This is a genomic window from Enterobacter sp. 3U4, assembly GCF_057224565.1.
The window spans coordinates 2,689,014-2,713,622 of the sequence record NZ_CP136665.1; the positions used below are offsets into that span (position 1 = coordinate 2,689,014).

General features: G+C 54.2%; 26 protein-coding genes and 1 pseudogene. 15 read left to right on the forward strand and 12 right to left on the reverse strand.

Going from position 1 to position 24,609, the window contains the following annotated elements; translation table 11 throughout:
• The first annotated feature begins 233 nt into the window (after positions 1 to 233).
• On the forward strand, positions 234 to 1,187 hold the full coding sequence (locus RVY89_RS12865; protein ID WP_371898903.1) for a YbeF family transcriptional regulator: 954 nt from the start codon (positions 234 to 236) through the stop codon (positions 1,185 to 1,187).
• Positions 1,188 to 1,394: 207 nt separating this feature from the next.
• Positions 1,395 to 2,360: a lipoyl synthase gene (gene lipA, locus RVY89_RS12870; RefSeq protein ID WP_484825518.1), complete on the forward strand. Its 966-nt coding sequence runs from the start codon at positions 1,395 to 1,397 to the stop codon at positions 2,358 to 2,360.
• Positions 2,361 to 2,441: 81 nt separating this feature from the next.
• Here lipA and tatE read toward each other — a convergent pair whose 3' ends face one another.
• Together tatE and RVY89_RS12880 are read right to left on the reverse strand one after the other, a co-directional pair.
• Positions 2,442 to 2,645: a twin-arginine translocase subunit TatE gene (tatE, locus tag RVY89_RS12875; RefSeq protein WP_023310742.1), complete on the reverse strand. Its 204-nt coding sequence runs from the start codon at positions 2,643 to 2,645 to the stop codon at positions 2,442 to 2,444.
• A gap of 125 nt (positions 2,646 to 2,770) precedes the next feature.
• Positions 2,771 to 3,559 carry a deaminated glutathione amidase gene (locus tag RVY89_RS12880; protein ID WP_484825519.1) on the reverse strand — a complete coding sequence of 263 codons (789 nt, stop codon included), beginning with the start codon at positions 3,557 to 3,559 and terminating at the stop codon, positions 2,771 to 2,773.
• Positions 3,560 to 3,626: 67 nt separating this feature from the next.
• Here RVY89_RS12880 and crcB point away from each other — a divergent pair, with 67 nt between their 5' ends.
• Positions 3,627 to 4,010, forward strand: a complete 384-nt coding sequence (gene crcB / locus RVY89_RS12885; protein ID WP_023310740.1) for a fluoride efflux transporter CrcB — start codon at positions 3,627 to 3,629, stop codon at positions 4,008 to 4,010.
• A gap of 219 nt (positions 4,011 to 4,229) precedes the next feature.
• Here the strand turns inward: crcB and cspE are convergent, their stop codons facing one another.
• Positions 4,230 to 4,439, reverse strand: a complete 210-nt coding sequence (cspE, locus tag RVY89_RS12890; RefSeq protein ID WP_002439184.1) for a transcription antiterminator/RNA stability regulator CspE — start codon at positions 4,437 to 4,439, stop codon at positions 4,230 to 4,232.
• Positions 4,440 to 4,629: 190 nt separating this feature from the next.
• Positions 4,630 to 5,247: a lipid IV(A) palmitoyltransferase PagP gene (gene pagP / locus RVY89_RS12895; protein ID WP_080298633.1), complete on the reverse strand. Its 618-nt coding sequence runs from the start codon at positions 5,245 to 5,247 to the stop codon at positions 4,630 to 4,632.
• 393 nt (positions 5,248 to 5,640) lie between these two features.
• On the opposite strand from pagP, the gene dcuC reads away from it, so the two are divergent.
• Together dcuC and rna are read left to right on the forward strand one after the other, a co-directional pair.
• Complete coding sequence (gene dcuC, locus RVY89_RS12900) at positions 5,641 to 7,008, forward strand: anaerobic C4-dicarboxylate transporter DcuC (RefSeq protein ID WP_335246202.1); 1,368 nt, start codon at positions 5,641 to 5,643, stop codon at positions 7,006 to 7,008.
• Positions 7,009 to 7,102: 94 nt separating this feature from the next.
• The gene (rna, locus tag RVY89_RS12905) at positions 7,103 to 7,912 is read left to right on the forward strand and encodes a ribonuclease I (protein ID WP_484825520.1); all 810 of its coding nucleotides are present in this window, start codon (positions 7,103 to 7,105) and stop codon (positions 7,910 to 7,912) included.
• Here the strand turns inward: rna and RVY89_RS12910 are convergent.
• Entirely contained in the window at positions 7,906 to 8,523 is a 618-nt protein-coding gene (locus tag RVY89_RS12910) for a flavin reductase family protein (RefSeq protein WP_484825521.1), read from the reverse strand. The two genes, rna and RVY89_RS12910, sit on opposite strands and share 7 nt — an antisense overlap.
• Before the next feature lie 246 nt (positions 8,524 to 8,769).
• Between RVY89_RS12910 and rnk the strand changes: the two genes are divergently transcribed.
• Positions 8,770 to 9,180, forward strand: a complete 411-nt coding sequence (gene rnk / locus RVY89_RS12915) for a nucleoside diphosphate kinase regulator (protein WP_045261020.1) — start codon at positions 8,770 to 8,772, stop codon at positions 9,178 to 9,180.
• A gap of 139 nt (positions 9,181 to 9,319) precedes the next feature.
• Positions 9,320 to 9,409 (forward strand): small membrane protein YldA, encoded by a 90-nt coding sequence (yldA, locus tag RVY89_RS12920; RefSeq protein ID WP_484825522.1) that lies wholly within the window; start codon positions 9,320 to 9,322, stop codon positions 9,407 to 9,409.
• 10 nt (positions 9,410 to 9,419) lie between these two features.
• Here yldA and RVY89_RS12925 read toward each other — a convergent pair whose 3' ends face one another.
• Positions 9,420 to 10,658, reverse strand: coding sequence for a zinc-dependent alcohol dehydrogenase (locus tag RVY89_RS12925; protein WP_484825523.1), 1,239 nt, complete (start codon positions 10,656 to 10,658; stop codon positions 9,420 to 9,422).
• A 180-nt stretch (positions 10,659 to 10,838) separates the two neighbouring features.
• Here RVY89_RS12925 and uspG point away from each other — a divergent pair, with 180 nt between their 5' ends.
• Positions 10,839 to 11,267: a universal stress protein UspG gene (gene uspG, locus RVY89_RS12930; protein ID WP_023310731.1), complete on the forward strand. Its 429-nt coding sequence runs from the start codon at positions 10,839 to 10,841 to the stop codon at positions 11,265 to 11,267.
• Positions 11,268 to 11,327: 60 nt separating this feature from the next.
• On the opposite strand, the gene ahpF is transcribed toward uspG, so the two are convergent.
• On the reverse strand, positions 11,328 to 12,893 hold the full coding sequence (ahpF, locus tag RVY89_RS12935) for an alkyl hydroperoxide reductase subunit F (protein ID WP_484825524.1): 1,566 nt from the start codon (positions 12,891 to 12,893) through the stop codon (positions 11,328 to 11,330).
• A 186-nt stretch (positions 12,894 to 13,079) separates the two neighbouring features.
• Positions 13,080 to 13,643: an alkyl hydroperoxide reductase subunit C gene (ahpC, locus tag RVY89_RS12940; RefSeq protein WP_008501015.1), complete on the reverse strand. Its 564-nt coding sequence runs from the start codon at positions 13,641 to 13,643 to the stop codon at positions 13,080 to 13,082.
• A 623-nt stretch (positions 13,644 to 14,266) separates the two neighbouring features.
• Between ahpC and citR the strand changes: the two genes are divergently transcribed.
• From citR to RVY89_RS12955, 3 genes and pseudogenes are all read left to right on the forward strand, one after another.
• Positions 14,267 to 15,166: a DNA-binding transcriptional repressor CitR gene (citR, locus tag RVY89_RS12945; RefSeq protein WP_484825525.1), complete on the forward strand. Its 900-nt coding sequence runs from the start codon at positions 14,267 to 14,269 to the stop codon at positions 15,164 to 15,166.
• Positions 15,167 to 15,338: 172 nt separating this feature from the next.
• Positions 15,339 to 16,562: pseudogene (locus RVY89_RS12950) on the forward strand (phosphoadenosine phosphosulfate reductase).
• The gene (locus RVY89_RS12955; protein WP_484825526.1) at positions 16,547 to 17,173 is read left to right on the forward strand and encodes an IbrB-like domain-containing protein; all 627 of its coding nucleotides are present in this window, start codon (positions 16,547 to 16,549) and stop codon (positions 17,171 to 17,173) included. Before RVY89_RS12950 ends, RVY89_RS12955 begins: the two are co-directional and overlap by 16 nt.
• On the opposite strand, the gene RVY89_RS12960 is transcribed toward RVY89_RS12955, so the two are convergent.
• On the reverse strand, positions 17,174 to 18,334 hold the full coding sequence (locus RVY89_RS12960; RefSeq protein WP_484825527.1) for a pyridoxal phosphate-dependent aminotransferase: 1,161 nt from the start codon (positions 18,332 to 18,334) through the stop codon (positions 17,174 to 17,176).
• Between the two features lie 122 nt (positions 18,335 to 18,456).
• Between RVY89_RS12960 and RVY89_RS12965 the strand changes: the two genes are divergently transcribed.
• From RVY89_RS12965 to RVY89_RS12975, 3 genes are read left to right on the forward strand one after another with little or no spacing between them, the layout of a single operon-like run.
• On the forward strand, positions 18,457 to 19,071 hold the full coding sequence (locus RVY89_RS12965; protein ID WP_484825528.1) for a methylthioribulose 1-phosphate dehydratase: 615 nt from the start codon (positions 18,457 to 18,459) through the stop codon (positions 19,069 to 19,071).
• Entirely contained in the window at positions 19,068 to 19,757 is a 690-nt protein-coding gene (gene mtnC / locus RVY89_RS12970; protein ID WP_484825529.1) for an acireductone synthase, read from the forward strand. The genes RVY89_RS12965 and mtnC overlap by 4 nt, the downstream gene beginning before the upstream one ends.
• A complete protein-coding gene (locus RVY89_RS12975) occupies positions 19,754 to 20,296 on the forward strand; it encodes a 1,2-dihydroxy-3-keto-5-methylthiopentene dioxygenase (protein WP_023315605.1) in 543 nt (180 codons plus the stop codon). The genes mtnC and RVY89_RS12975 overlap by 4 nt, the downstream gene beginning before the upstream one ends.
• A gap of 96 nt (positions 20,297 to 20,392) precedes the next feature.
• Here RVY89_RS12975 and RVY89_RS12980 read toward each other — a convergent pair whose 3' ends face one another.
• Both RVY89_RS12980 and mtnA read right to left on the reverse strand, forming a co-directional pair.
• Positions 20,393 to 20,863 carry an SRPBCC family protein gene (locus RVY89_RS12980; RefSeq protein ID WP_484825530.1) on the reverse strand — a complete coding sequence of 157 codons (471 nt, stop codon included), beginning with the start codon at positions 20,861 to 20,863 and terminating at the stop codon, positions 20,393 to 20,395.
• 42 nt (positions 20,864 to 20,905) lie between these two features.
• Positions 20,906 to 21,922 carry an S-methyl-5-thioribose-1-phosphate isomerase gene (gene mtnA, locus RVY89_RS12985; protein WP_484825532.1) on the reverse strand — a complete coding sequence of 339 codons (1,017 nt, stop codon included), beginning with the start codon at positions 21,920 to 21,922 and terminating at the stop codon, positions 20,906 to 20,908.
• A gap of 104 nt (positions 21,923 to 22,026) precedes the next feature.
• Between mtnA and mtnK the strand changes: the two genes are divergently transcribed.
• Positions 22,027 to 23,226 (forward strand): S-methyl-5-thioribose kinase, encoded by a 1,200-nt coding sequence (gene mtnK, locus RVY89_RS12990; protein WP_484825533.1) that lies wholly within the window; start codon positions 22,027 to 22,029, stop codon positions 23,224 to 23,226.
• 87 nt (positions 23,227 to 23,313) lie between these two features.
• On the opposite strand, the gene RVY89_RS12995 is transcribed toward mtnK, so the two are convergent.
• Positions 23,314 to 24,558 (reverse strand): LVIVD repeat-containing protein, encoded by a 1,245-nt coding sequence (locus tag RVY89_RS12995; protein WP_484825534.1) that lies wholly within the window; start codon positions 24,556 to 24,558, stop codon positions 23,314 to 23,316.
• Positions 24,559 to 24,609 lie beyond the last annotated feature (51 nt).

A 24,609-nucleotide genomic window follows, 5' to 3' on the forward strand; every position in this document is an offset into this window, starting at 1 on the left:
ACTTTACAATAATCCACAGATTCTATATTTTCGAAGCGCCCGAATATTACCGCTACATATTATTTAGCCTCCAGCAAGCTCGGCAAACACGGCATAAGTAACGTGAGCAATTATCACTCAACCGTTTGCTTTTGATAAAGAAGTGAAACAAAACCAACCCTTTACGAATCTCTACAAGCATAATAAATAAATTCAACTATCATTCATATTGTGAATGTATACGGAGTGAAAGCGTGGAGTATAATAATTTACCAGCCAAACGACTGAATGAACCTGGTGGCGAAGACAAGCCGCAAATTTTTCGGACTTTACGTAATATTGATCTCAATTTACTGACTATTTTTGAGGCAGTATATGTCCACAAGGGTATCGTTAACGCTGCGAAAATTCTTAATCTCACGCCATCAGCAATAAGCCAGTCAATCCAAAAGCTACGCGCTATATTTCCTGACCCGCTATTTATTCGTAAGGGCCAGGGGGTAACGCCGACGGCTTACGCCACGCATCTCCATGAGTACATCAGCCAGGGGCTGGAGTCGATTCTGGGCGCACTGGATTTAACCGGTAGCTATGATAAGCAGAGAACCATCACCATCGGCTGCTCCCCTTCTGTGGGAGTTCTTGTTATGCCGGCGATCTTCCAGGCCGTGAAAGAGCATGCTCCGCAGCTCCTGCTTCGCAATGTGCCTCTCCATGAACCTGACATTCAGCTTGCGCAGTTCCAGACGGACCTGATTATTGAAAGCGGCAGCTTCAGCGCCAGAGCGCTGGGACAAAATGTGCTCTATACGGATAACCTGGTGCTGGTTTGCCGGCAGCAGCATCCGGTTCTCAGCGAACCGCTGAACATCGAAAACCTGCGCAACTACGACCACTCCTCTTTCATGACCGAAGGGCAGTCTAACCATGCGCTTCGTCAGCGTATTGATGAAATTTTCCCGGAACGCCAGATCAGCTTCAGCAGTTACAATATGTTCACCACCGCATCCCTGATCGGCAGCAGCGACATGCTGTGCGTTATGCCATCACGCCTGTACAGCCTGCTACGAAAATGCTGGCCGCTGGAGAGCATTCCGCTCAGTCAGCTTAATGCGGAATCTATCGAGATTTCACTGCATTACAACAAGCTGAGTTTGCGCGATCCGGTCCTGGAAAACGTCATCCGCATTATCCGTCAGGCCTTCTGACAGGTTTAGCCAGCACAAGCCCCTGCAACAGGCAGGGCAAAAGGCACAAAACAACAACTATTTTACAAATTGGCGATCTGGCAGGCTGCTTTAACGACCGTTTCAATGATATACTGCCTGTCGTTCGTTCAAAAATAGTTGATAAATACAACATTCCCTTGAATTGAAACGCTTTCCTTCGATATTCGCAACTGGAACACGCACGCTATGAGTAAACCCATTGTGATGGAACGCGGTGTTAAATACCGCGATGCCGATAAAATGGCCCTTATCCCGGTTAAAAACGTGGCTACAGAGCGCGAGGCGCTGTTAAGAAAACCGGAATGGATGAAAATCAAACTTCCGGCCGACTCTTCGCGTATCCAGGGGATCAAAGCGGCGATGCGCAAGAATGGCCTTCACTCCGTATGTGAAGAGGCTTCTTGTCCGAACCTTGCTGAATGTTTCAATCACGGTACCGCGACGTTTATGATTCTGGGTGCTATCTGCACCCGCCGCTGCCCGTTCTGCGATGTTGCTCATGGCCGTCCAGTCGCACCTGATGCTAACGAACCCCAGAAGCTGGCGCAGACCATCGCCGACATGGCGCTGCGTTATGTAGTGATCACCTCCGTTGACCGTGACGATCTGCGTGACGGTGGTGCTCAGCACTTCGCCGACTGTATTACGGCCATTCGCGAGAAAAGCCCTAACATCAAAATCGAGACGCTGGTGCCTGACTTCCGCGGCCGTATGGACCGCGCGCTGGATATCCTGACCGCCACGCCGCCAGATGTGTTTAACCACAACCTGGAGAACGTGCCGCGTATCTACCGTCAGGTCCGCCCGGGTGCTGACTATAACTGGTCTCTGAAACTGCTGGAGCGTTTCAAAGAAGCGCATCCGCATATTCCGACCAAGTCTGGTCTGATGGTGGGTCTGGGTGAAACCAATGAGGAAATCATTGAGGTGATGCGCGATCTTCGCCGCCACGGTGTGACCATGTTGACCCTGGGACAGTATCTGCAGCCAAGCCGCCACCACTTGCCGGTACAGCGCTACGTGAGCCCGGACGAGTTCGATGAAATGAAAGCCGAAGCGATAGCGATGGGCTTCACCCACGCTGCCTGCGGTCCATTCGTTCGCTCCTCATACCATGCAGATATGCAGGCTAAAGGCGAAGAAGTGAAATAATGCTGTAATATTCATTTACAGTAATACAAAAAAACCGGCCTCATGAGCCGGTTTTTTTTCGCAAGCCCTCAGGCGTTGCTGTCACTCTTTGTGAGAAAGCTTGTCTGCCGGGACGTCATCCTCGGCGCTTTTCTTCGCCGCTGCATCATCGTCGTTCATCGCTTTCTTAAAGCCTTTGATGGCAGCCCCCAGGTCACCACCCAGCGTGCGTAACTTCTTGGTACCAAACAGCAGGACGACCAGTGCGGCAACCACCAGCAGTTTGGTAATACTAATCTCACCCATAGATACCTTCTTTACTTAAAACAGGCTGCATTCAGCGCCAAAACCTGATTGTATTAACGGTCATTTAGCGCGTGCACACAATAGCAATCTGTAACAAGGTGAATCAAGCATTGTTGAAAAAAACATCACAATAATTGCGGTGGCGCAAACCGACGATTGCGAAGAACGGGTAATTGCTGACGCGCAAGCGCAATTCTTTCTGAGCTTATCTCCGCCACCAGCAAATGCGGGGCTTCAGCGGCGGCGGCGATCGTTACCCCCAGCGGATCAACCACCCTGCTTTGCCCGATGTTTTTCGTGCCGCATTCTCCTGCAGCAACCACATAGCAGGTGGTATCCAGCGCGCGCGCCGCAAGCAGCGTTGCCCAGTGGTGCTCTTTTAACGGCCCTCTGACCCACGCGGCAGGCAGTACCAGTACGTCCGCCCCCTGTAGCGCCAGATGGAGCGCCAGCTCGGGAAAACGCAGGTCATAGCACGTCATCAGCCCGATCTTGAATCCGTCAATCTCCAGCAGCGGTGGAATACTGTCTCCTGAGTCAACGCGCCGCGACTCCTGAATGCTGAACGCATCATAGAGATGCAGCTTGGCGTAACGTGCAACAATGGCTCCGTCGCGAATCGCCACTAGCGTATTCACTGCGCGGCCCGGCGTGGAGGGAACATGGATCGTTAAGATCGTCGTCATCGTATTGCCTGTGCTCTGGGCGAGCAGCTGCTGTAAAAATTCGCCATCCAGCGGCTGCGCGGACTTCACGGATAAATCCGGGTCGTTATCATCCCTGGCCAGCAGCGCCTCTGGGAGCACCAGCAGCGACGCGCCTTTCTGCCGGGCCTGCATCATCAGGTTGACGCACGTGCTCGCATTCGCATGCCAGTCAGGCGTGACGGCAAATTGCCCTACCGCAACATACATATTTGTCCCCTCATCATAAACGGCGTTAAACTCGCTTCTCTTACACATCAAATAGCAGGTATTTAGCGTGTTACAACTACTTTTAGCCGTTTTTATTGGTGGGGGAACGGGTAGCGTTGCGCGATGGTTTCTGAGTATGCGGTTTAATCCCCTGCATCAGGCGATTCCCATGGGGACGCTTGCCGCTAACCTGATTGGTGCCTTTATCATCGGCATGGGGCTGGCCTGGTTTAACCGAATGACGCACATCGACCCAATGTGGAAGGTACTGATTACCACGGGATTCTGCGGTGGGTTAACCACTTTCTCAACCTTTTCTGCGGAAACGGTTTTTCTCTTTCAGGAAGGACGTATCGGCTGGGCGCTGATGAATATGGCGATCAATATGTTCGGCTCCTTTGCGATGACGGGGATCGCATTTTGGCTCTTTTCTTCCGCAAGCGCGCATTAACAACCGAACCGTTAATGTTGGCTTAATTTTTCTCTGTCACTCTGGATGCAGTACTGAACGAGGGTGACAGAATGAAACAGAGTCTGATGAGCGCAGGAATGGTGTTGTTGAGCGTGCTGATCGTTGCCAGCTTCCTGAAAATGTATCTGCTTGGCTGATTCAAAACGAAAAAAACCCGCTCAGTGAGCGGGTTTTGAAATTCTTGCTGACGCGTCTGAATTACAGAGCGATTACGTTAGCAGCAGAAGGGCCTTTGGCACCGTTAGTGATTTCGAACTCTACACGCTGACCTTCAGCCAGAGTTTTGAAACCATTAGACTGGATTGCAGAGAAGTGTACGAACACGTCTTTGCTGCCATCTTCAGGAGTAATGAAACCGAATCCTTTGGACTCATTAAACCACTTAACGTTACCTTTAATCTTAGACATCAAAATTACCTTTACATTAAAAAACGACACAAATGCTGTGTCGGTTATCAGTACATCAATTGTGGGACCTTTTGTCCAGCGGATCTTTGATAAAAAGTGACTAAAGTCGCGTTAATTTTCACTGACAGATTTTTATCGCTTATGAATCAACGCCTGCGCGTTTTTTCACCACCACATCACGTTTTGTCAGTTAAAACTGAAAACGCATCCAGGCGAAGTAAACGTTTCCGTTGTTGTAAGTCCCCGGGATGTAGGTCATCTGGAACGTTGCGGGGCCATAGCCAATAGAGGCCAGCGGCAGCAACACCGGGATCGGGATATAGTTCCAGTTGTCACGTGCAGTGACCCCGGCGGTATAGCCTAAACCGACGTGGAAGTTCTCGTCCGCAAGCGGACGCCAGGTTTTCTCCCAACCATAGCCCCCAATCGGCTCCCATTTATTAAACGAGTCTTTGAAGGCCATCAGATAGATGCCATGCCAGTTGCCTTTTTCATCCCAGCGAGACTGGCCAAAACCCGCGCCCCACGGACGCTCGTTGTATTTATCGGTTTTCTCTTTGTCATAAGCAAAACGCGCGTGCCACGTTATTGCCGGAACATAGAGATCATAATGTTCAGGTGCCGTCCAGGTCTGGGAAACATTATCCGTAAAGGTTGAAAACCACCCTTTATCCGTCGCGTTGCCTTCCGCCTGTGCAACAGAAGAAAACGTTAACTGCCCAAAAATAAACAACAAAATAGAGAAAAATGTATTACGTACGATCACAATGCAATTACCATTCTTAGTATTCGAGGCAAAGTTTACCATAAAATAGTTGAATCAAGGCTTAACAGCATCGGCGTTATTCCTAATTATTCGGCCTCTTTCCGGGAATATTCTTAAAGAAAGCGGGCGATACGTGCAAATAAGCCCACAAGGGGTGTGACTTTTACCATTTAGCTATCTTAATCAGTGACATGCAAAACCACACAAAACATTAACAATTTGTTATCATTAATGGCGCATGTTGCGCTATTTCTTAGGGTCAAGGGCCTCATGACATAAATGTATGTGCTATGGCAAAACACGGTTGTTCTGTTCTCTAGTCGTCTGTTTATTGATTTTAATCAGCAAGAACAGGCCAATTATTCGGCACATTTCCACCCTAATTTTTTTTATTGATTTTTTGTGCTCCATTGCAGCAGAGATACAGGGGACATCATGCTTACGTTATTCGAGCTCCTTATTGGAGTCGTCGTCATTGTCGGCGTCGCACGCTACATCATTAAAGGCTACTCGGCCACGGGCGTATTATTTGTTGGCGGTTTAACACTGCTGATTATCAGCGCAATAATGGGGCACCAGGTGTTACCTGCCAGCGCGACCAGCACCGGTTACACCGCTACGGATATTGTTGAATACATTAAAATATTGCTCATGAGCCGCGGCGGCGATCTGGGCATGATGATCATGATGCTGTGTGGTTTTGCGGCCTATATGACCCATATCGGCGCTAACGACATGGTCGTTAAGCTTGCCTCCAGACCCCTGCAATACATCAACTCGCCGTATCTGCTGATGGTCGCGGCCTATTTCCTCGCGTGCCTGATGTCGCTGGCCGTTTCGTCGGCTACCGGACTTGGCGTACTGCTGATGGCGACGCTGTTCCCGGTCATGGTGAACGTCGGCATCAGCCGTGGCGCGGCTGCGGCAATTTGCGCGTCTCCGGCAGCGATTATTCTCTCCCCTACCTCCGGCGACGTTGTGCTGGCGGCAAAGGCGGCGGAGATGTCGCTCATCGACTTCGCCTTTAAAACCACGTTACCGATCTCAATCGTTGCCATTGTGGGCATGGGTATCGCGCATTTCTTCTGGCAGCGCTATCTCGATAAGAAAGAAAACATCAGCCATGAAATGATGGACGTGAGTGAAATCACCACAACCGCTCCCGCGTTTTACGCCATTCTGCCCTTCACGCCGATCGTCGGAGTGCTGATTTTTGACGGCAAATGGGGTCCACAGCTGCACATCATCACCATTCTGGTTATCTGCATGCTGCTGGCCGCCGTGCTGGAGTTTGTACGCGGTTTTAACACGCAAAAAGTCTTCTCAGGTCTGGAAGTGGCGTATCGCGGTATGGCGGATGCCTTCGCTGGCGTGGTGATGCTGCTGGTGGCAGCGGGCGTTTTTGCCCAGGGTCTGAGCACGATCGGCTTTATCCAGAGCCTGATTTCAATCGCCACCTCGTTCGGCTCGGCCAGTATTATCCTGATGCTGGTTCTGGTGGTGCTGACCATGCTGGCGGCGATGACCACCGGTTCCGGCAATGCGCCTTTCTACGCTTTCGTTGAGATGATCCCGAAACTGGCTCACTCCTCCGGTATTAACCCGGCCTATCTCTCCATTCCTATGCTGCAGGCGTCAAACCTGGGTCGTACCATTTCGCCGGTGTCGGGCGTGGTCGTTGCCGTTGCCGGGATGGCGAAAATCTCGCCGTTCGAAGTCGTCAAACGCACCTCAGTGCCCGTTATGGTTGGGCTGATTATCGTGATTATCGCTACGGAAGTGCTTGTACCCGGCGCGGCCTAAGCTAAATTACTGATATCCAAAAAGCGCCTGCGGGCGCTTTTTGTGCTTTAATAACTTCCAGAAATTAATCGTACTCATTCGATCAGGAAATCATATGTTCAGGAAGGATATCGTTATCCCGTCTGGCGCAATCGCGCTTGCACTCAGCATCTTCTCCACACAGGCAGAACCGCTCAAGGCAACCCAGTATGGCGATTTCGATCGCTATGTGCTGGCCCTGTCCTGGCAAACCGGTTTTTGCCAGAGCATGGTCGAGCGCAACCGTAATGAACCTGACGAATGTCGCCTGCAGAAAGAGCGCGAGAATAAAGCCGATTTCCTGACCGTTCACGGGCTATGGCCCGGCCTGCCGAAATCTATTGCCGCACGCGGCGTGGATGAACGTCGCTGGATGCGTTTTGGCTGCGCCACGCGCCCCATTCCGAACATGCCGGAAGTGAAGGCCAGCCGCAAATGCGATGCCGCCGAAACCGGACTGTCGCTTTCCGCTGCCGCGAAGCTCAACGACGTGATGCCGGGTGCGGGCGGGAATTCCTGTCTGGAACGCTACGAATATGCCAAACATGGTGTCTGCTTTGGTTTCGATCCGGATGCCTATTTCGGCACGATGGTGCGGATGAATCAGGAAGTTAAAAGCAGCGCGGTCGGTAAATTCATCGCCGACAACTACGGGAAATCCGTCAATCGCAGCGACTTTGACAGTGCCGTTGCCAAAAGCTGGGGCAAGGAGAACATCAAAGCGATCAAGCTGAACTGCAACGGCAACCCGGCGTATCTGACCGAAATGCAAATTTCCCTGAAGGCAGACGCCATTAACAACCCGCTTTCAGCGGCGTCATTTGCACCGCAGCCACATCCGGGTAACTGCGGAAAACAGTTCGTGATTGATAAAGCCGGTTACTGATCCGCGCCCGGGCGCACCATATCAAACCGGTTTTCATCGCTGATGCCATAGTACGCCGTCGGCCCACCCGCACGCAGGATGGGCTGCGCTTTTGCCGTCTGGTATATCCCCTCTTCCAGCAGCGCTTCGGCAATATGGATACCGACCACTTCCCCCAGCACCAGCCACGTGTCCACCGGCGTACCGTCAGCCCCCGTTAGTTGAATGCACTGCGACAGGCGACACTCAAAATTTACCGGGCTTTCTGCAACGCGAGGGGCGTTAACCAGCTGGCTGGCCGCTGGCGTAAGTCCGGCAAAGCTAAATTCATCCCGATCGTGGGGAAGCATCGCGGAGGTTTGATTCATCGCCTGGGCGAGATCGCGCGTCGCCAGATTCCAGACAAACTCTTTTGTCTCAGTAATATTACGCACGCTGTCCTTCCAGCCGTTGCTGGAAAAGCCGATGATCGGCGGGCGATAGTTAAAGCAGTTAAAGAAGCTATACGGTGCGAGGTTCAGCTGACCGGCCTTATCGCATGAGGAGATCCAGCCGATCGGACGCGGACCAATAATGGCGTTCAGCGGGTCATGCGGCAGGCCGTGTCCCTGAGACGGTTGATAGAAGTACATAGTGCTCTCTCGTTGTTGGGCAACGCCCGGATTCAGGACACTCAGCGTAACGTATTCCACCCGGAATGAAGACTGAATAAATTTCAGCGAAAATTCATATGGACCATGAATGTGACTTTCATCACTTCAAACTTGCGTGCTGAGCCAGTATCATCGGGAGAGTTAAACCCTCGCTGCCAGACGGCGAGGGTTTTCTTTTGGATCAGTTTCTGCGTTAGACGCAGCATTAACGACATGGAGTAAAAAATGTCCAGACCTACCATTATCATCAATGAGCTCGACGCAGAACGTATCGACAGGCTGCTGGAAAAAGCGGAGTTCGCCTCACTCCCCGTGGCCGACGCACTAAATGAGGAGCTCGACCGGGCGCAGATGTGCACGCCTGAGACGATGCCGCATAACGTGGTCACCATGAACAGCCAGGTGAAATTCCGCAATCTGACCACCGGGGAAGAGTTGACCCGCACGCTGGTTTACCCCGCTCAGATGACCGACAGCAGCGCACAGCTTTCTGTTCTGGCCCCTGTGGGTGCCGCACTACTGGGGCTGCGTACGGGGGATACGATCCACTGGGAATTGCCGGGCGGTGCCTCGACCCATCTTGAAGTGCTGGAGCTGCTCTACCAGCCAGAAGCCGCGGGCGATTACCTGCGTTAATCTCTTCTGAATAAGCGACTACCCGCTTTGCACAGAGGATGCAGCCGCATCCTCTTTCCGCAAATTCACCCGATTTTCCTATACCGCGCAAAATGGCCTTAATCCACGCTTAATCTGTTTTGGTGCCGCGGGGACGGTCATGGGTGAGATAGGCGTTATCACACTTATCTTTCTGATTTTTGTGGCGATTATCGTCACGGCCGTGCTCTATCTTGAACGCCACTGGTAAGCGAACATTTTCAGGCAACCCCACCCGGGAAAGCATTCACCAGGCCCTTAACTTTTTGCTCTGCAGCTTCGGGCGTTTCTGCACCAGGGACCAGAATCACCTTCCGGCACTCCTCCTCCCGTTTTTCGAATACCTTGTAGGCGCGCTCCGCATCTGCGAGGGGGAGATAATGGGTCACGATCTCTTCCGGCGTAAGCAGCCCTTTTTCGATCAGCGGTAGCAGTTCCCCCAGCCAGGCATGGACGTGCGTCTGGCCCATCTTAAACGTCAGCCCCTTATCAAAGGCATCGCCAAACAGGAAACCATGAATAAACCCGGCGTACACGCCGGGTACGCTGACCACGCCACCGCGTCGAACGGCAGCAATGCACTGACGCAGCGCTTTGCCGCTGCTGCCTTCAATTTTAAGATTGCTGAGGATCGTTTCGGTGGTGCTACCTTTCGCTTCAAACCCGACCGCATCAATCACGGCGTCAACGCCGCGCTGGCCCGCGGTCTGCTCGATGATTTTTTCCGCTGCGTCGTTATCATCATCAAAGTTGATGGGGATTGCACCGTAACGTGCCTCGGCAAATCGCAAACGGTACGGATGGTGATCGATAACAAAGATCTGCTCAGCCCCCAGCAGCCGCGCGCAGGCAATGGTCAGTAACCCCACCGGCCCGGCGCCAAAAACCGCTACGCTCGAACCATTTCCAATCTGCGCATTTTTTGCCGCCTGCCAGGCCGTGGGCAAAATATCCGAAAGGAACAGCGCCTTATCATCGGAAAGGAGTTGCGGGACCTTAAACGGCCCGACGTTGCCTTTTGGCACGCGAACATATTCTGCCTGTCCCCCCGGCACGCCGCCGTAGAGATGGCTGTAGCCAAACAGCGCGGCCGGCGCGGGGATTTGCTTTTTGTTCAGCGCGGCGCCCTGCCCGGCATTGGTACTCTCACAGGCAGCGTATTGCTGCAGACGACAAAAGAAACAGTCCCCGCAGGCGATGACAAAGGGGATCACCACCCGATCGCCTTTTTGCAAATTCTTCACCTCTGCGCCGCACTCGACGATTTCTCCCATAAATTCATGGCCAAAAATGTCGCCGTGCTGCACCTTCGGGATCTTTCCGCGATAGAGATGCAAATCGGAGCCGCAGATAGCCGTGGCCGTGACGCGCAGAATGATATCGTCGGGCTGTTCGATAATGGGATCGGGGACATTCTCGACGCGAACATGGTGCGGACCGTGATACGTAAGTGCTTTCATGCGACCTCCGAAAGGTTCCAGGTAAGTGTATAAGGGTAGCTACCCCTGAAGGTCTGCCCTGGAATACAGGGCTTTTGAGATTTATCCTGGTGAGATAAGAAAACTGACGGGGCGCTTACAGAAACCATTTATATTTTATGGTTGAATGAGTTCAGCGTTTATAAACAAGGAGAAACGGGTATGTATCAGAGAATCATTATGCCGGTTGATGTTTTTGAGATGGAGCTGAGCGACAAGGCCGTTCGCCATGCGGAATTCCTGGCGCAGCAGGACGGTGTTATCCATCTTTTGCACGTACTGCCGGGCTCCGCCAGCCTGAGCCTGCACCGCTTTGCCGCCGACGTGCGTCGCTTTGAGGAGCATTTGCAGCATGAAGCGGAAACACGCCTGCAAACCATGGTCAGCCACTTCAGCATCGACCCTTCACGGATCAAAACGCACGTCAGATTCGGCAGCGTACGCGATGCGGTAAACGAACTGGCGAACGAACTGAAAGCAGACGTGGTTGTCATCGGTTCGCGCAACCCTTCCATTACCACGCATCTGCTGGGCTCTAACGCCTCCAGCGTGATCCGCCACACCCATATACCGGTGATGGTTGTAAGATAAAAAAAGAGGCCACCTTTCGGTGGCCTCTCGCTATTGCAGGTGTAGCCTTACTTTCTTCTATTATGCGGTTTTGGTGCGAATCAGATAGTCAAACGAACTCAGAGACGCTTTTGCCCCTTCGCCCGTGGCGATAATGATCTGTTTGTACGGCACGGTGGTGCAGTCGCCCGCCGCAAACACGCCTTTCACGCTGGTTTCACATTTCGCATCGATGATGATTTCGCCCATGCGGTTGCGCTCAATCGCGCCTTCCAGCCAGGTTGTGTTTGGCAGCAGACCAATCTGCACGAAGATCCCTGAAAGCTGAACGCTGTGCACGTCGCCGCTCACGCGGTCCCGATATTCCAGACCGGTCACCTTGCTGCCGTCGCCCTTCACTTCCGTGGTCTGCGCGTTCAGTACGATGTCGACGTTTTTCAGGCTGCGAACTTTATCCTGCAAAACCTGGTCGGCCTTCATCTCTGGTGCGAACTCCAGCAGGGTGACGTGTTCAACAATTCCTGCCAGGTCGATAGCCGCTTCCACGCCGGAGTTACCGCCGCCGATCACCGCCACGCGTTTACCTTTAAACAGCGGGCCGTCGCAGTGCGGGCAGTAGGTCACGCCTTTGGTACGGTACTGATCTTCGCCCGGGACGTTCATGTTGCGCCATTTCGCACCGGTGGCAATGATAATACTGCGCGCTTTCAGCACCGCGCCGGAGGCGGTTTCAATGTGGTGTAAACCACCCTCGACCGCTGCCGGAACCAGCTTGCTGGCGCTCTGGCTGTCGATCACGTCTACTTCATAGTCGCTGACGTGCGCCTTCAGCGCGCCGGCCAGCTTCTGGCCTTCGGTCTTCGGCACGGAAATGTAGTTTTCGATGTCCACGGTATCGAGCACCTGACCGCCAAAGCGTTCGCCCATCAGGCCGGTACGAATGCCTTTACGCGCGGAGTATACCGCTGCCGCCGCGCCCGCAGGGCCAGAACCGACGATCAGCACGTCGTAGGCATCGCGTTTGTTCAGCTCTTCCGCCGCACGTTTTTCAGCACCGGTATCTACTTTGGCAACGATTTCGGTCAGCGTCATACGGCCCTGGCCGAACTCTTTGCCGTTCATGTAGACCGCCGGAACGCCCATCACGTTGCGATCGGTGATTTCATTCTGGAAGGTACCGCCGTCAATCGCCGTGTGCTTAATGCGCGGGTTCAGGACCGACATCAGGTTCAGCGCCTGCACCACGTCCGGGCAGTTGTGGCAGGAGAGCGAGTAATAGGTTTCAAACTCGAAATCACCGTCGATATCGCGGATCTGCTCCAGCAGCGCCTGCGCTTCTTTTGACGGATGACCACCGGTCCACAGCAGTGCCAGCACCAGTGAGGTAAATTCGTGACCCAGCGGAGAACCGGCAAAGCGCGGTCCCTGCCCGGAGCCCGGGTTGGTAATCAGGAAAGAGGGCTTACGGACGTTAAGCGAGTTATCTTCTTTGAAGGTCACTTTCGGCGACAGCTCGGCGATCTCAGCCAGCAGTTCTTTGATCTCTGCCGATTTCGCGCTGTCGTCCAGCGTAGCAATCAGCTCAACGGGTTTGGTCAGCTTCTCAAGGTAGGCCTTGAGCTGGGTTTTCATATTTGTGTCGAGCATTATTCTTCCCTCGTTAAAAACGTCATCATGCAAGCTGCCTTAATCGGGCGGCCTGAATGCAACTTGCATCATGGTGCTGGAATGAAATGGGCGCGGGGCGCCCATTGATTGCCGGGTGGCACTTCGTTTACCCGACCTACGATACTGTAGGCCTGTGCAAGCGCAGCGCCGCCAGGCTTTACGGACTTAGATCTTGCCGACCAGGTCTAAAGATGGAGCAAGCGTAGCTTCGCCTTCTTTCCATTTCGCCGGGCAAACTTCGCCTGGGTGAGAAGCCACGTACTGAGCGGCTTTGACTTTACGCAGCAGGTCAGAAGCATCACGGCCGATACCTTCAGCGGTAACTTCGATAGCCTGGATAATGCCCTGCGGGTCAACAACGAAGGTGGCGCGGTCAGCCAGGCCTTCATCTTCACGCATGTTGTCGAAGTTACGGGTCAGGGCGCCAGTCGGGTCGCCGATCATCGCGTATTTGATTTTTGCGATGGTTTCAGAGCTGCTGTGCCACGCTTTGTGCGTGAAGTGGGTATCGGTAGACACAGAGTAAACGTCTACGCCCAGCTTCTGCAGTTCGTCGTAATGGTCAGCTACGTCGCCCAGTTCAGTCGGGCAAACGAAGGTAAAGTCAGCCGGATAGAAGAAGAAGACGCTCCAGCGGCCTTCGGTATCTTTCTCGGTAACTTCGATGAACTCACCGTTTTTGAACGCCTGGTTTTTGAAAGGTTTAATTTTGGTATTAATCAAAGACATCTGTACTTCCTCCGTGTTTTCGTTGAGATGTAAGGTAACCAACTTTATTCATCGGGGCTAATGCGTATGCTTTATCAAATCAATCAGCCAAACCTTACAACGTCGACAAGACAACAAGGTGAACCTTTTACAGGAAAGCCTGAAAGTAAAAAGGCCGCCTCAACGGGCGGCCCTGATACCTGAATTCCCCGCAGGTACATTCAGTGCCAGCCGAAACTGGCGTTGCGTTGCGCTCTACAACCCTTTCTATCAAGGCGGTAACAGCCGTTTGATTACACCATCCGCGCAGGGATTGAGCAATCCATAAGAGAGGCATTCCTGCCTATGGCTGTGATAGGTTGTGTCGAACATCATTCCGGAGCGTTATAAATTTATTTTTAGTATAAAACTATCGCAATATATAAATGATAACTGTCATTTAAAATGACAATTCCTTTTTCTGAGATAAAAATATGTCAATCGCCTTTGAAGCGCTATTTCAATAATCTGCCACCGTGATACATTGAGATGTTTTTAATTTAAAACTAAGAGAGCTAACCGAAAGGATTATATATGGTTAACCTCATACCATTGTTATCAGTTATATGATAACCACAGCAAACGCAGTACCCTCAGGACGAAATATGGCAAACCTCTATGACCTTAAAAAATTCGATCTTAATCTGTTAGTCATTTTCGAGTGCATTTACCAACACCTTAGTATCAGTAAAGCCGCCGAGACTCTGTATATCACCCCCTCTGCCGTGAGCCAGTCACTGCAACGTCTGAGAGGACAGCTCAACGATCCTCTGTTTATCCGTTCCGGTAAAGGGATCACGCCCACGACCGTCGGCGTCAATTTGCATCATCATCTGGAACAGAACCTGAACCAGCTGGAGCAGACTATCAATATCATGCACAGCAGCGGGTTGAAGAAGAATTTTGTCATTTATTGCCCGCATTTTATGAGTACGAAAGCAACGCTTGACCCTATAAAACTGCTCATGGACAATCATAACTATTCAATTGAATTACATGATGTTTTTCTTTCTCCTGATTCAGCAGAAGATCTCTTAGCCTACAGAAGAGCCGACCTCATATTTTCGTTTTCCTCCTCTAACAATCACTCTATCGCCTGTAGCCTCTACCATAAGCTTCCTTTCGTGCTCGTTTGTCGGGAGGGCCATCCCCGTCTCTGTGAAAATCCCACGCGTGAAGAGATTTTGTATGAAAACTTCACCGCCTATCTGAACGATGAGAACAGCTTCAAAGCCTATCAGGAAAAGGCCGAAAACCTGTTAAGTAAAAGAAATATTGTCTATCGTAGCGACTCTTTTATATCTCTTCTGTCGGTGATCGGTTCATCCGACCTCATAGGATTAGTGCCCGCACCAGCCTTCGAACAATATGGGCCAGCCCTCAACCTGCGCAAAGTGGAAACTGACATTCGATTCCCCAGCATTGATATTTACATGATGTATAATCGCTCAGCGCTCAATAGCTCGGCATTCGCAAGTTTTATTGAAGAAATATCCTTATCGTGAGTTATTGGTGTGGTTCTCGCACTAAATGGGAACCACAATGTTAAAACATACACCACCGTTATAGAATTACGCGACATAACCATTTCACATCCAATTAATTATTGACTGATATAATCATCTCATTAGTATTAACGCTACAGTCAGGTATTTATTCCTCAGGAAGAGAATAAGCATGTCAATTTATAAATACCCCTTAAACCAGGATGTCCTTACTGCTGCTCGGGAGCGAATAAAATGGACTCTCGAAAATTTACCCAGAACCTGTGTTTCTTTTTCAGGAGGTAAAGACTCCACCGTCATGCTGCATTTAGTTGCCCGACAGGCGCGAATGATGAAAATCAAAATAGATGTCCTCTTCATCGACTGGGAAGCGCAGTTTTCCCATACCATTACCCATGTTGAGCATATGCGCGAGTTGTACAGCGATGTCATCGATCATTTCTGGTGGGTCGCGCTTCCCCTGACAACGCAAAATTCCCTGTCGCAATTCCAGCCGGAATGGCAATGCTGGGAACCCGGCACCCGATGGGTCCGCCACCCTCCTGACGACGCGATAACCGATCCCGCTTTTTTCCCCTTTTACCAGCCAGGCATGACGTTTGAAACCTTTGTCCGCAGTTTCTCCGACTGGTTCTCTCACAATCGCCCGGCGGCGGTACTGATTGGCATCCGCGCCGATGAGTCTTACAACCGTTTTCTGGCTATCGCGTCGGCGCGTAAACTGCGGTTTGCCGATGATAAACCCTGGACAACCGTCGCTCCGGGCGGGCATGCCTGATATATATACCCCCTCTACGACTGGAAAACCGCCGATATATGGACCTGGTTTGCCAAATCAGGATGTTGCTATAACCCGCTCTATGACCTGATGTTTCAGGCCGGCGTGCCGCTACGCTACATGCGTATCTGTGAACCCTTTGGCCCGGAGCAGCGCCAGGGCTTATGGCTCTACCACGTTGTTGAGCCCGATCGCTGGGCGTCCATGTGTGAGCGCGTGAGCGGTGCGCGCAGCGGGGGGATGTACGCCGGGCACGATAACCATTTTTACGGCCACCGAAAAATCCTGAAGCCTGAACACCTGCGCTGGCGCGAATATGCCATGCTGCTCCTCGACAGCATGCCGCAAAATACGGCTGAGCATTACCGCAATAAAATCGCCATTTATCTGCACTGGTATAAGAAGAGAGGCATAGAGAATATTCCCGATACGCAGGACGGTGATATCGGTTGCAAAGACATCCCCTCGTGGCGCCGTATTTGTAAGGTTCTCCTGAATAACGACTACTGGTGCAGAGCGCTATCGTTCAGCCCAAATAAACCCAAACATTATCAGCGCTATAGCGACAGAGTGAAGGCGAAACGCAAGGAGTGGGGCATATTATGCGACAAAGACTAATCACCGAGATGGAAACGTACCTTCAGTCACTTTCCGAAGAGGATCGCATTAACGCCATAAATGCTTTTCGCGAAGCGATCCATAAAAACAGCCCGTTTCGTGAGCAACCGATAGACTGCGTCCTTTGGATTAGACAGGACGATATTACCGCAAACGACTACAACCCCAATAACGTTGCTCCACCAGAAAAACGGCTGCTCAGCAAGTCGCTGGAGCTTGATGGATTCACCCAACCTATCGTTGTGACAGAAAGTGAACCGCAGCACTACGAAATTGTGGATGGTTTTCATCGCCATGAAATCGGCAAAAACCAGGCGGCACTGAAGCACCAGCTCAAGGGTTATCTCCCCGTTACCTGCCTGCGTCAGGACCGACAGGATAAACATGACCGTATGGCTGCCACTATTCGTCACAACCGGGCGCGGGGTCGACACCAGATTAACGCCATGTCGGAGATCGTTCGCGAGCTGGTGCAGCTTGGCTGGAATGACGAGAGAATAAGCAAGGAGCTGGGTATGGATGGCGATGAAGTTTTGCGCCTCAAGCAAATCAACGGTCTGCTGGAGCTGTTTGCAGACCGCCGTTACTCAGAAGCCTGGACGGTGAAATAATCAGAGCGTGTTCAGACGCTCTGCCGCCGCCAGCAGCGTCGATTCCTGCTTCGCAAAGCAAAGGCGGATCAGCTTATGCGGGAAGGGATCGGCGCAGAACACCGACAGCGGAATGGCGGCCACACCCACCTCTTTTGTCAACCACTGGCAAAAGCTGACGTCGTCCAGATCGGAAATCGCGCTGTAGTCCGCGAGCAGGAAGTAGGTTCCTTCAGACGGCAAAATTTCCAGACGGCTTTTACTTAACGCAGCCACAAACAGATCCCGACGTTCACGATAGAAGTGCGGCAGCTCGCGGTAATGCCCGGGCTCAGCGCGCAGCATATCCGCCAGCGCCAGCTGAGCCGGCGTGTTCACGGCAAAGGTCAGGTACTGATGCACCTTGCGCAGTTCAGCGCTAATGGCCGCCGGTGCGACGCAGTAGCCCACTTTCCAACCGGTCATATGGTAAGTCTTACCGAATGACGAGACGGCGATAGCACGCTCGCGAAGCTGCGGATGGGCCAGCACGCTGGCGTGTCCCTCTTCTGCAAAGCAGATATGCTCGTAGACTTCATCGCTCAGCACGTAAATTTCACGTTCCGCAATCGCCTGCCACAGCGCGGCGAAATCGGCTTTCTGCCACACCGTCGCCGACGGGTTGTGCGGGGTATTCAGGATCACCAGGCGGGTTTTGTCGCTCAGCAGCGCGGCAAACGCCTGCCAGTCAGGGCGAAAATGCGGCGGCTGGAGCGCCACGCGTTTCACCACGCCGCCGGAGAGTTCAACCGCAGGCGCATAGCTGTCGTAGCTCGGATCAAAGCAGATAACTTCATCGCCCGTACGCACCAGCGCGGTGATGGCCGCATACAGCGCTTCGGTCGCCCCTGCCGTCACCGTAATATCGCTGTTCGCATCGGGCTTATAGCCATACAGCTCGGCCGTTTTGTCCGCAATGGCTTCCCGCAACGCCTGAACGCCCGTCATCGGCGCGTACTGATTTGCTCCCTGCGCCACGTGATACGCCAGACGCGCCTGCAGATAAGCCGGGCCGTCGAAATCCGGGAACCCCTGAGAAAGGTTAATGGCGTTGTGCTGCTGCGCCAGGGCGCTCATCTGCGTAAAGATGGTGGTACCGAGATTGGGAAGTTTACTTTGCGGAATCAATGCGTTAATGCTCATTGTGTTGTGCCTGCCTGTAATACTTATGTTGCTGCCACTATAACACGATGTTAGTCTTTGGCAATCAAGACGCTTAGACGTCTAAACAATATGAATATTCCTGGCCGAGAGGGTAAAAGGAAATGACAGACAACCTGCAACTCACGCATCTGGTCGACGCCTGCCGCTGGATTGGCGCCAAAGGCTGGGCCCCTGCCACCGGCGGCAACATGTCGGTGCGTCAGGACGAACATCTGTGCTGGCTAAGCGAATCCGGTAAGGACAAAGGTAGCCTCACCACCGATGACTTCCTGCAGGTCGAGATTGCCACCAATCGCGCCCCGTCCGGTCGTAAACCTTCGGCGGAGACCGGGCTGCACACCCTTATCTACCGTCTGTTTCCTGAGGCCAACGCCGTACTGCACGTTCATACCGTCAACGCCACGGTGCTGTCCCGTCTGGTCAAAGAAGCCGAGCTCAACATCAGCGGCTTTGAGATGCAAAAATCCCTCACCGGGCAGACCACGCATCTGGACACTGTGGCTATCCCGGTCTTCGATAACGACCAGGATATTGACGCCCTCGCCTCCCGAATCGCCCATTACGCACGGGAACGCCCGCCTAATTATGGTTTTCTTCTGCGCGGTCATGGCTTAACCTGCTGGGGACGCGATGTGGCCGAGGCCCGCCGTCATCTTGAAGGATTAGAATTCTTATTTGAATGCGAAATGCGTTTACGACAACTGGAGAGAATATGATTCGCGCGATTGTGACGGATATTGAAGGGACCACCAGCGATATCCGTTTTGTCCATGACGTTTTGTTCCCCTACGCGCGTGAGCGGCTGGCGGCCTTCGTGACCGCTCAGCAGTACGCCGAGCCGGTCAAATCCATTCTGGACAACCTGCGTGATGAAATCGGTCACCCGCACGCCAGCGTCGGCGAACTTATCGACGCTCTGTTTGCCTTTATGGATGAAGACCGCAAATCGACCGCGCTCAAAGCGCTGCAGGGGATCGTCTGGCACGACGGCTACGTGAACGGCGACTTTACCGGCCATCTCTACCCGGACGTGCTGCCCGCGCTGGAAAAATGGAAAGCGCAAGGGATTGATCTCTATGTTTATTCCTCTGGCTCCGTCGCCGCGCAGAAACTGTTATTTGGCTACAGCGACGAAGGTGATATTACTCATCTGTTCAGCGGCTATTTTGATACCCACATCGGCGCCAAGCGCGAGGTGCAGTCTTATCAGAACATTGCGGCGCAAACGGGCATTGCCCCGTCGCAGATCCTGTTCCTGTCCGATATTCATCAGGAGCTGGACGCGGCTGAACAGGCAGGTTTTCGTACCCTGCAGCTGATTCGCGGCGATGATGACGGCGCAAGCCACCACCATCAGGTCCACCAGTTTGACGAGATTAACCCGGAGCAGATCCCTTCATGAGCGCATTGACCATTTATTCCGATAAAGACGCCAGTCAACACCAGTGGCACAGCACCGACGCCGCCGAGATCGCCCAACAGCTCAACGCGAAGGGCGTGCGCTTCGAACGCTGGGCTGCGGATCGCGATTTAGGACACGATCCTGCGCCTGAAGCCGTGATCGCGGCGTATCAGCATGCCATCGACAAGCTGGTGGCGGAGAAAGGCTATCAGAGCTGGGACGTAATCAGCCTGCGCGCCGACAACCCGCAGAAAGAGGCGCTGCGCGCGAAATTCCTGAACGAACACACCCACGGCGAAGACGAAGTGCGCTTCTTCGTGGAAGGCGCGGGGCTGTTCTGCCTGCACATTGGCGATGAGGTGTATCAGGTGCTGTGTGAGAAAAACGACCTGATTTCCGTGCCGGCGGGCACGCCGCACTGGTTTGATATGGGCTCAGAGCCGAACTTTACCGCCATTCGTATTTTCGATAACCCGGAAGGCTGGGTGGCGCAGTTTACCGGTGACGCCATTGCGGACGCGTATCCACGGCTGGCATAGGTAAAAGCAAAACGGCAGCTATAGCTGCCGTTTTTAGTGTTTGCTCCCTCTCCCTGTGGGAGAGGGTCGGGGTGAGGGCATCAGGCCGCTCGAGCTTCAACGCTTCAACCCCTTCACATACCCCACCAGCTGATCCAGCACAATTCCCCACCCTTCGTGGAAGCCCATCTGCTCGTGCTGCTCGCGGATTTCCTTCGTCGGATGGCGCGCTATCGCCGTATAGCGGGTCTTGCCCTCGCCCATATCTTCCAGCAGCAGGATCGCCGTCATAAACGGCTTCTCGGCCGGTTTCCAGCCTTCGGTATAGCCATCGGTAAAGACCAGCTTTTTCCCCGGATCGATTTCCAGGAAGACACCCCGGTTATCCATCCGCTGACCGTCCACCTCAAACACGGTGTTGAACCGACCGCCCACGCGCAGATCGAGGTCGCATTCGGTCACCTTATGGGGAGCAGGAATGAAAAAGTTTTTGATGTGTTCCGGCGTGGTCCAGCAGAGCCACAGCAGATCGCGCGGTGCGTCCACCACGCGCTCCAGTTTTAAGTCAGTTTCAGGATCGAGCGTCACGATAATGTCCTCTTAAGGGAACCCCTTAAAGGATAGCCGGACTCAGGCGAATTTCCCGTTTGCCACCGCTTCCGGCGTGACCACGCCCGTATCCAGCACCCAGCCGCTAATCAGCGAGGCAGGGGTAACGTCAAACGCCGGGTTATAAACCCGTGCATCTTCCGGCGCCCACTGCACCGCGCCAAAGCTTCCGGCTACGCCCGTCACCTCGCTGGCGGAGCGCTGCTCAATCGGGATCGCGTCGCCGTTCGGGCAGTCCGGATCGAGTGTGGTTTGCGGCGCGGCCACGTAGAACGGAATGCCGTGGAATTTTGCCAGCACCGCCAGGGAATAGGTGCCGATCTTGTTCGCCACGTCGCCGTTGGCGGCAATGCGGTCTGCGCCCACCCACACGGCGTCCACCTGCCCTTTCGCCATCAGGCTGGCGGCCATGGAATCGGTAATCAGCAGATACGGCACGCCCAGCTCGCCGAGCTCCCACGCGGTCAATCTACCGCCCTGCAGCAGCGGGCGGGTTTCATCGACCCAGACGTTGCTAACGTTGCCTTCCTGGTGCGCGCGAGCAATCACCCCCAGCGCGGTGCCGACGCCCGCCGTTGCCAGCCCGCCGGTGTTGCAGTGGGTCAGCAGGCGGCTGCCGGGCTTCACCAGCGCGCTGCCCGCTTTCGCAATGGCGTCACAGAGCCGTTTGTCTTCGTCGATCAGGCGCAGCGCCTCGGCGACCAGCGCCGGAACATACTCTTCCTGCCACAGCGCCAGCTTCATGCGGTCAAGGTTGTTCATCAGGTTCACCGCCGTCGGGCGGGACGCGCGCAGGGTTTCCAGCGCAACCGCCAGCTCGTCACGGCTTTTGCCGTTTTCCGCCAGCAGCGCCAGCAGCAGACTTGCAGAGAGACCGATCAGCGGCGCGCCGCGCACCCGCAGGGCGTGAATATGCCCCACCAGCGCCTCTACCGTTGAGGCATCCAGCCAGCGTTTCTCCTGCGGAAGGGCCTGCTGGTCGAGAATAAAGAGCTGATTATTCGTCACCCGCAGGCTGGTCGTCTGTAATGTCTGCATGTCGTTAATTCCCTGTTGCGTTGTTGTAGCACATTGTGTCAGGATGAAATCCAGATGTATAGACGTCTACATGTCTTTATTAGCAAACCCGTGAGGAGCAGGCCATGTCGCAATACCGTACCTTTACCGCTCAGGACGCCGTGGAATATGCCAGGCAGTTTGGCGGCCTTGACGATCCTTCATCGCTGGTGGAGGCGCAGGAGGTAGGCGACGGCAACCTCAATCTGGTGTTCAAAATCTTCGACAGCGCGGGCGTGAGCCGCATCATCGTTAAGCAGGCGCTGCCCTACGTGCGCTGCGTCGGCGAGTCCTGGCCGCTGACGCTGGACCGCGCCCGTCTGGAAGCACAAACCCTGGTCGAGCACTACCGGCACAGCCCGCAGCACACGGTGAAAATCCACCACTTTGACCCGGAACTGGCGGTGATGGTGATGGAAGATCTCTCCAGCCATCGCATCTGGCGCGGCGAGCTGATCGGCAACATTTACTACCCGCAGGCGGCGCAGCAACTGGGTGAATACCTCGCGCACGCGCTGTTCCACACCAGCGATTTCTACCTGCACCCGCACGAGAAGAAAGCGCAGGTGGCGAAATTCATCAACCCGGAGATGTGCGAGATCACCGAAGATCTGTTCTTCAACGATCCGTACCAGATCCACGAACGCAACAGCTACCCGGCCGAGCTGGAAAATGACGTCGCCGCGCTGCGCGACGACGCCCAGCTGAAAATTGCCGTGGCCTCCCTGAAGCACCGTTTCTTTTCTCAGGCTGAAGCCCTGCTGCACGGGGATATCCACAGCGGCTCGATTTTTGTGGCCGACGGCAGCCTGAAGGCCATCGACGCCGAGTTCGGCTATTTCGGGCCGATTGGCTTTGACGTCGGCACCGCCATCGGCAACCTGCTGCTGAACTTCTGCGGCCTGCCGGGACATCTGGGCATTCGCGATGCCGCCGCCGCCCGCGAGCAGCGCCTGACCGATATTCAGGAACTGTGGAACACCTTCGCGGAGCGCTTCCAGGCGCTGGCACACGAGAAAACGCGCGACGCCGCGCTCAGCGCCCCGGGCTATGCCTCCGCGTTCCTGAAAAAGGTCTGGCATGATGCTATCGGCTTCTGCGGCACCGAACTCATTCGCCGCAGCGTCGGGCTTTCCCACGTCGCGGATATCGACACCATTCAGGACGAGGCGATGCGCCACGAATGCCTGCGCCACGCGATAACGCTCGGCAAGGCGCTGATTGTTATTGCTGACCGTATCGACAGCGCGGAAGATCTGGTGGCGCGGGTGCGGCAATATAGCTGAGTGCATTTGCCCGGTGGCGCTGCGCTTACCGGGCCTACGGGTGCAAAATGTAGGCCGGGTAAGGCGAAGCCGCCACCCGGCAAAAACTTACCCCAAATACTCAATCACCGACAGCCCGCCGTTATAGTCCGTGCTGTAGATAATTCCCTGCGCATCCACAAACACGTCACACGACTGGATCACCTGCGGGCGATTCGGGCGGGTATCCATCATTTTCTCCGGCGCGGCAGGCACCAGCGCCCCCGTTTCCACCGGTCGATACGGATTAGAAATGTCATACGCGCGCACGCCCGCGTTCTGATAGGTTGCAAAAATCAGCGTTGAGCTGACAAAGCTCCCTGGCCGGTTCTCGTGCAGGTTATGCGGCCCAAAATGCGCCCCTTTCGCCACGTAGTCGATTTCATCCGGCTGCGGGAAGGTAGAAATACTGACCGGATTCGACGGCTCGCGAATATCAAACAGCCAGATCAGCTTCTCGCCGTCCTCCTGGTTATCAAGCACCGCTTCGTCCAGCACCACCAGCAGATCGCGGTCCGGCAGCGGCAGCGCGGTGTGCGTGCCGCCGCCAAACGGCGGACTCCAGTTACGGTGACTAATGAGCTTAGGCTGGGTGCGATCCTTCACGTCAAGCAGCGTCAGGCCGCCGTCGCGCCAGCTGCCGTACGCGGTATCGCCGGCAATAATCGCATGGTGGAGCGCGTAGCGTTTCCCTTCCGGCCAGTTCGGCTGTTCGCCTTCGGCCTGGTTCATCCCCGGCAGCCACCAGCGTCCTGCCACCTCAGGCTTACGCGGGTCGGCCAGGTCGATCGTCAGAAAGATGTAGTCGGTAAAACCGTCGATCAGCGCCGATACGTACGCCCAGCGGCCACCGACGTACCAGATGCGGTGAATGCCAATCCCGCTCAGCGACAGAAAGCCGATTTCGCGCGGCCTGTCCGGCGTGGAGATATCAAATACCCGCAAGCCCGCGCTCCAGCCTTTGTCCTGCACGTCGCTGACGGTCTCCCCCACCTGCCGGGTGTAGTAGACCTTCTCATCGGCAAAGCGCGCATCGGCAAACAGATCCCGGGCGTTGATGACCAGCAGGAGATCGTCATGCGCCTGGAGGTGCACGTTCCAGGTGCCCGGCGGCGCGGGAACATAGCCCGCCGCTTTTGGATTTTTCGGGTCGCGCACGTCGACAATTGAAAAACCCTGCGACACCATATGGCCAATATAGGCGTAACCGCGGTGCACCATCAGCTGCACGCCGTCCGGGCGACCGCCCTGATCGCTATGGCCAATCAGCCGCATATTGCGGCTGTATTCGGGAGGGGGTAAATGAGTCACCATTAGCTCCTGTTGGTTTTCCCCCTCTCCTCGTGGGAGAGGGCCGGGGTGAGG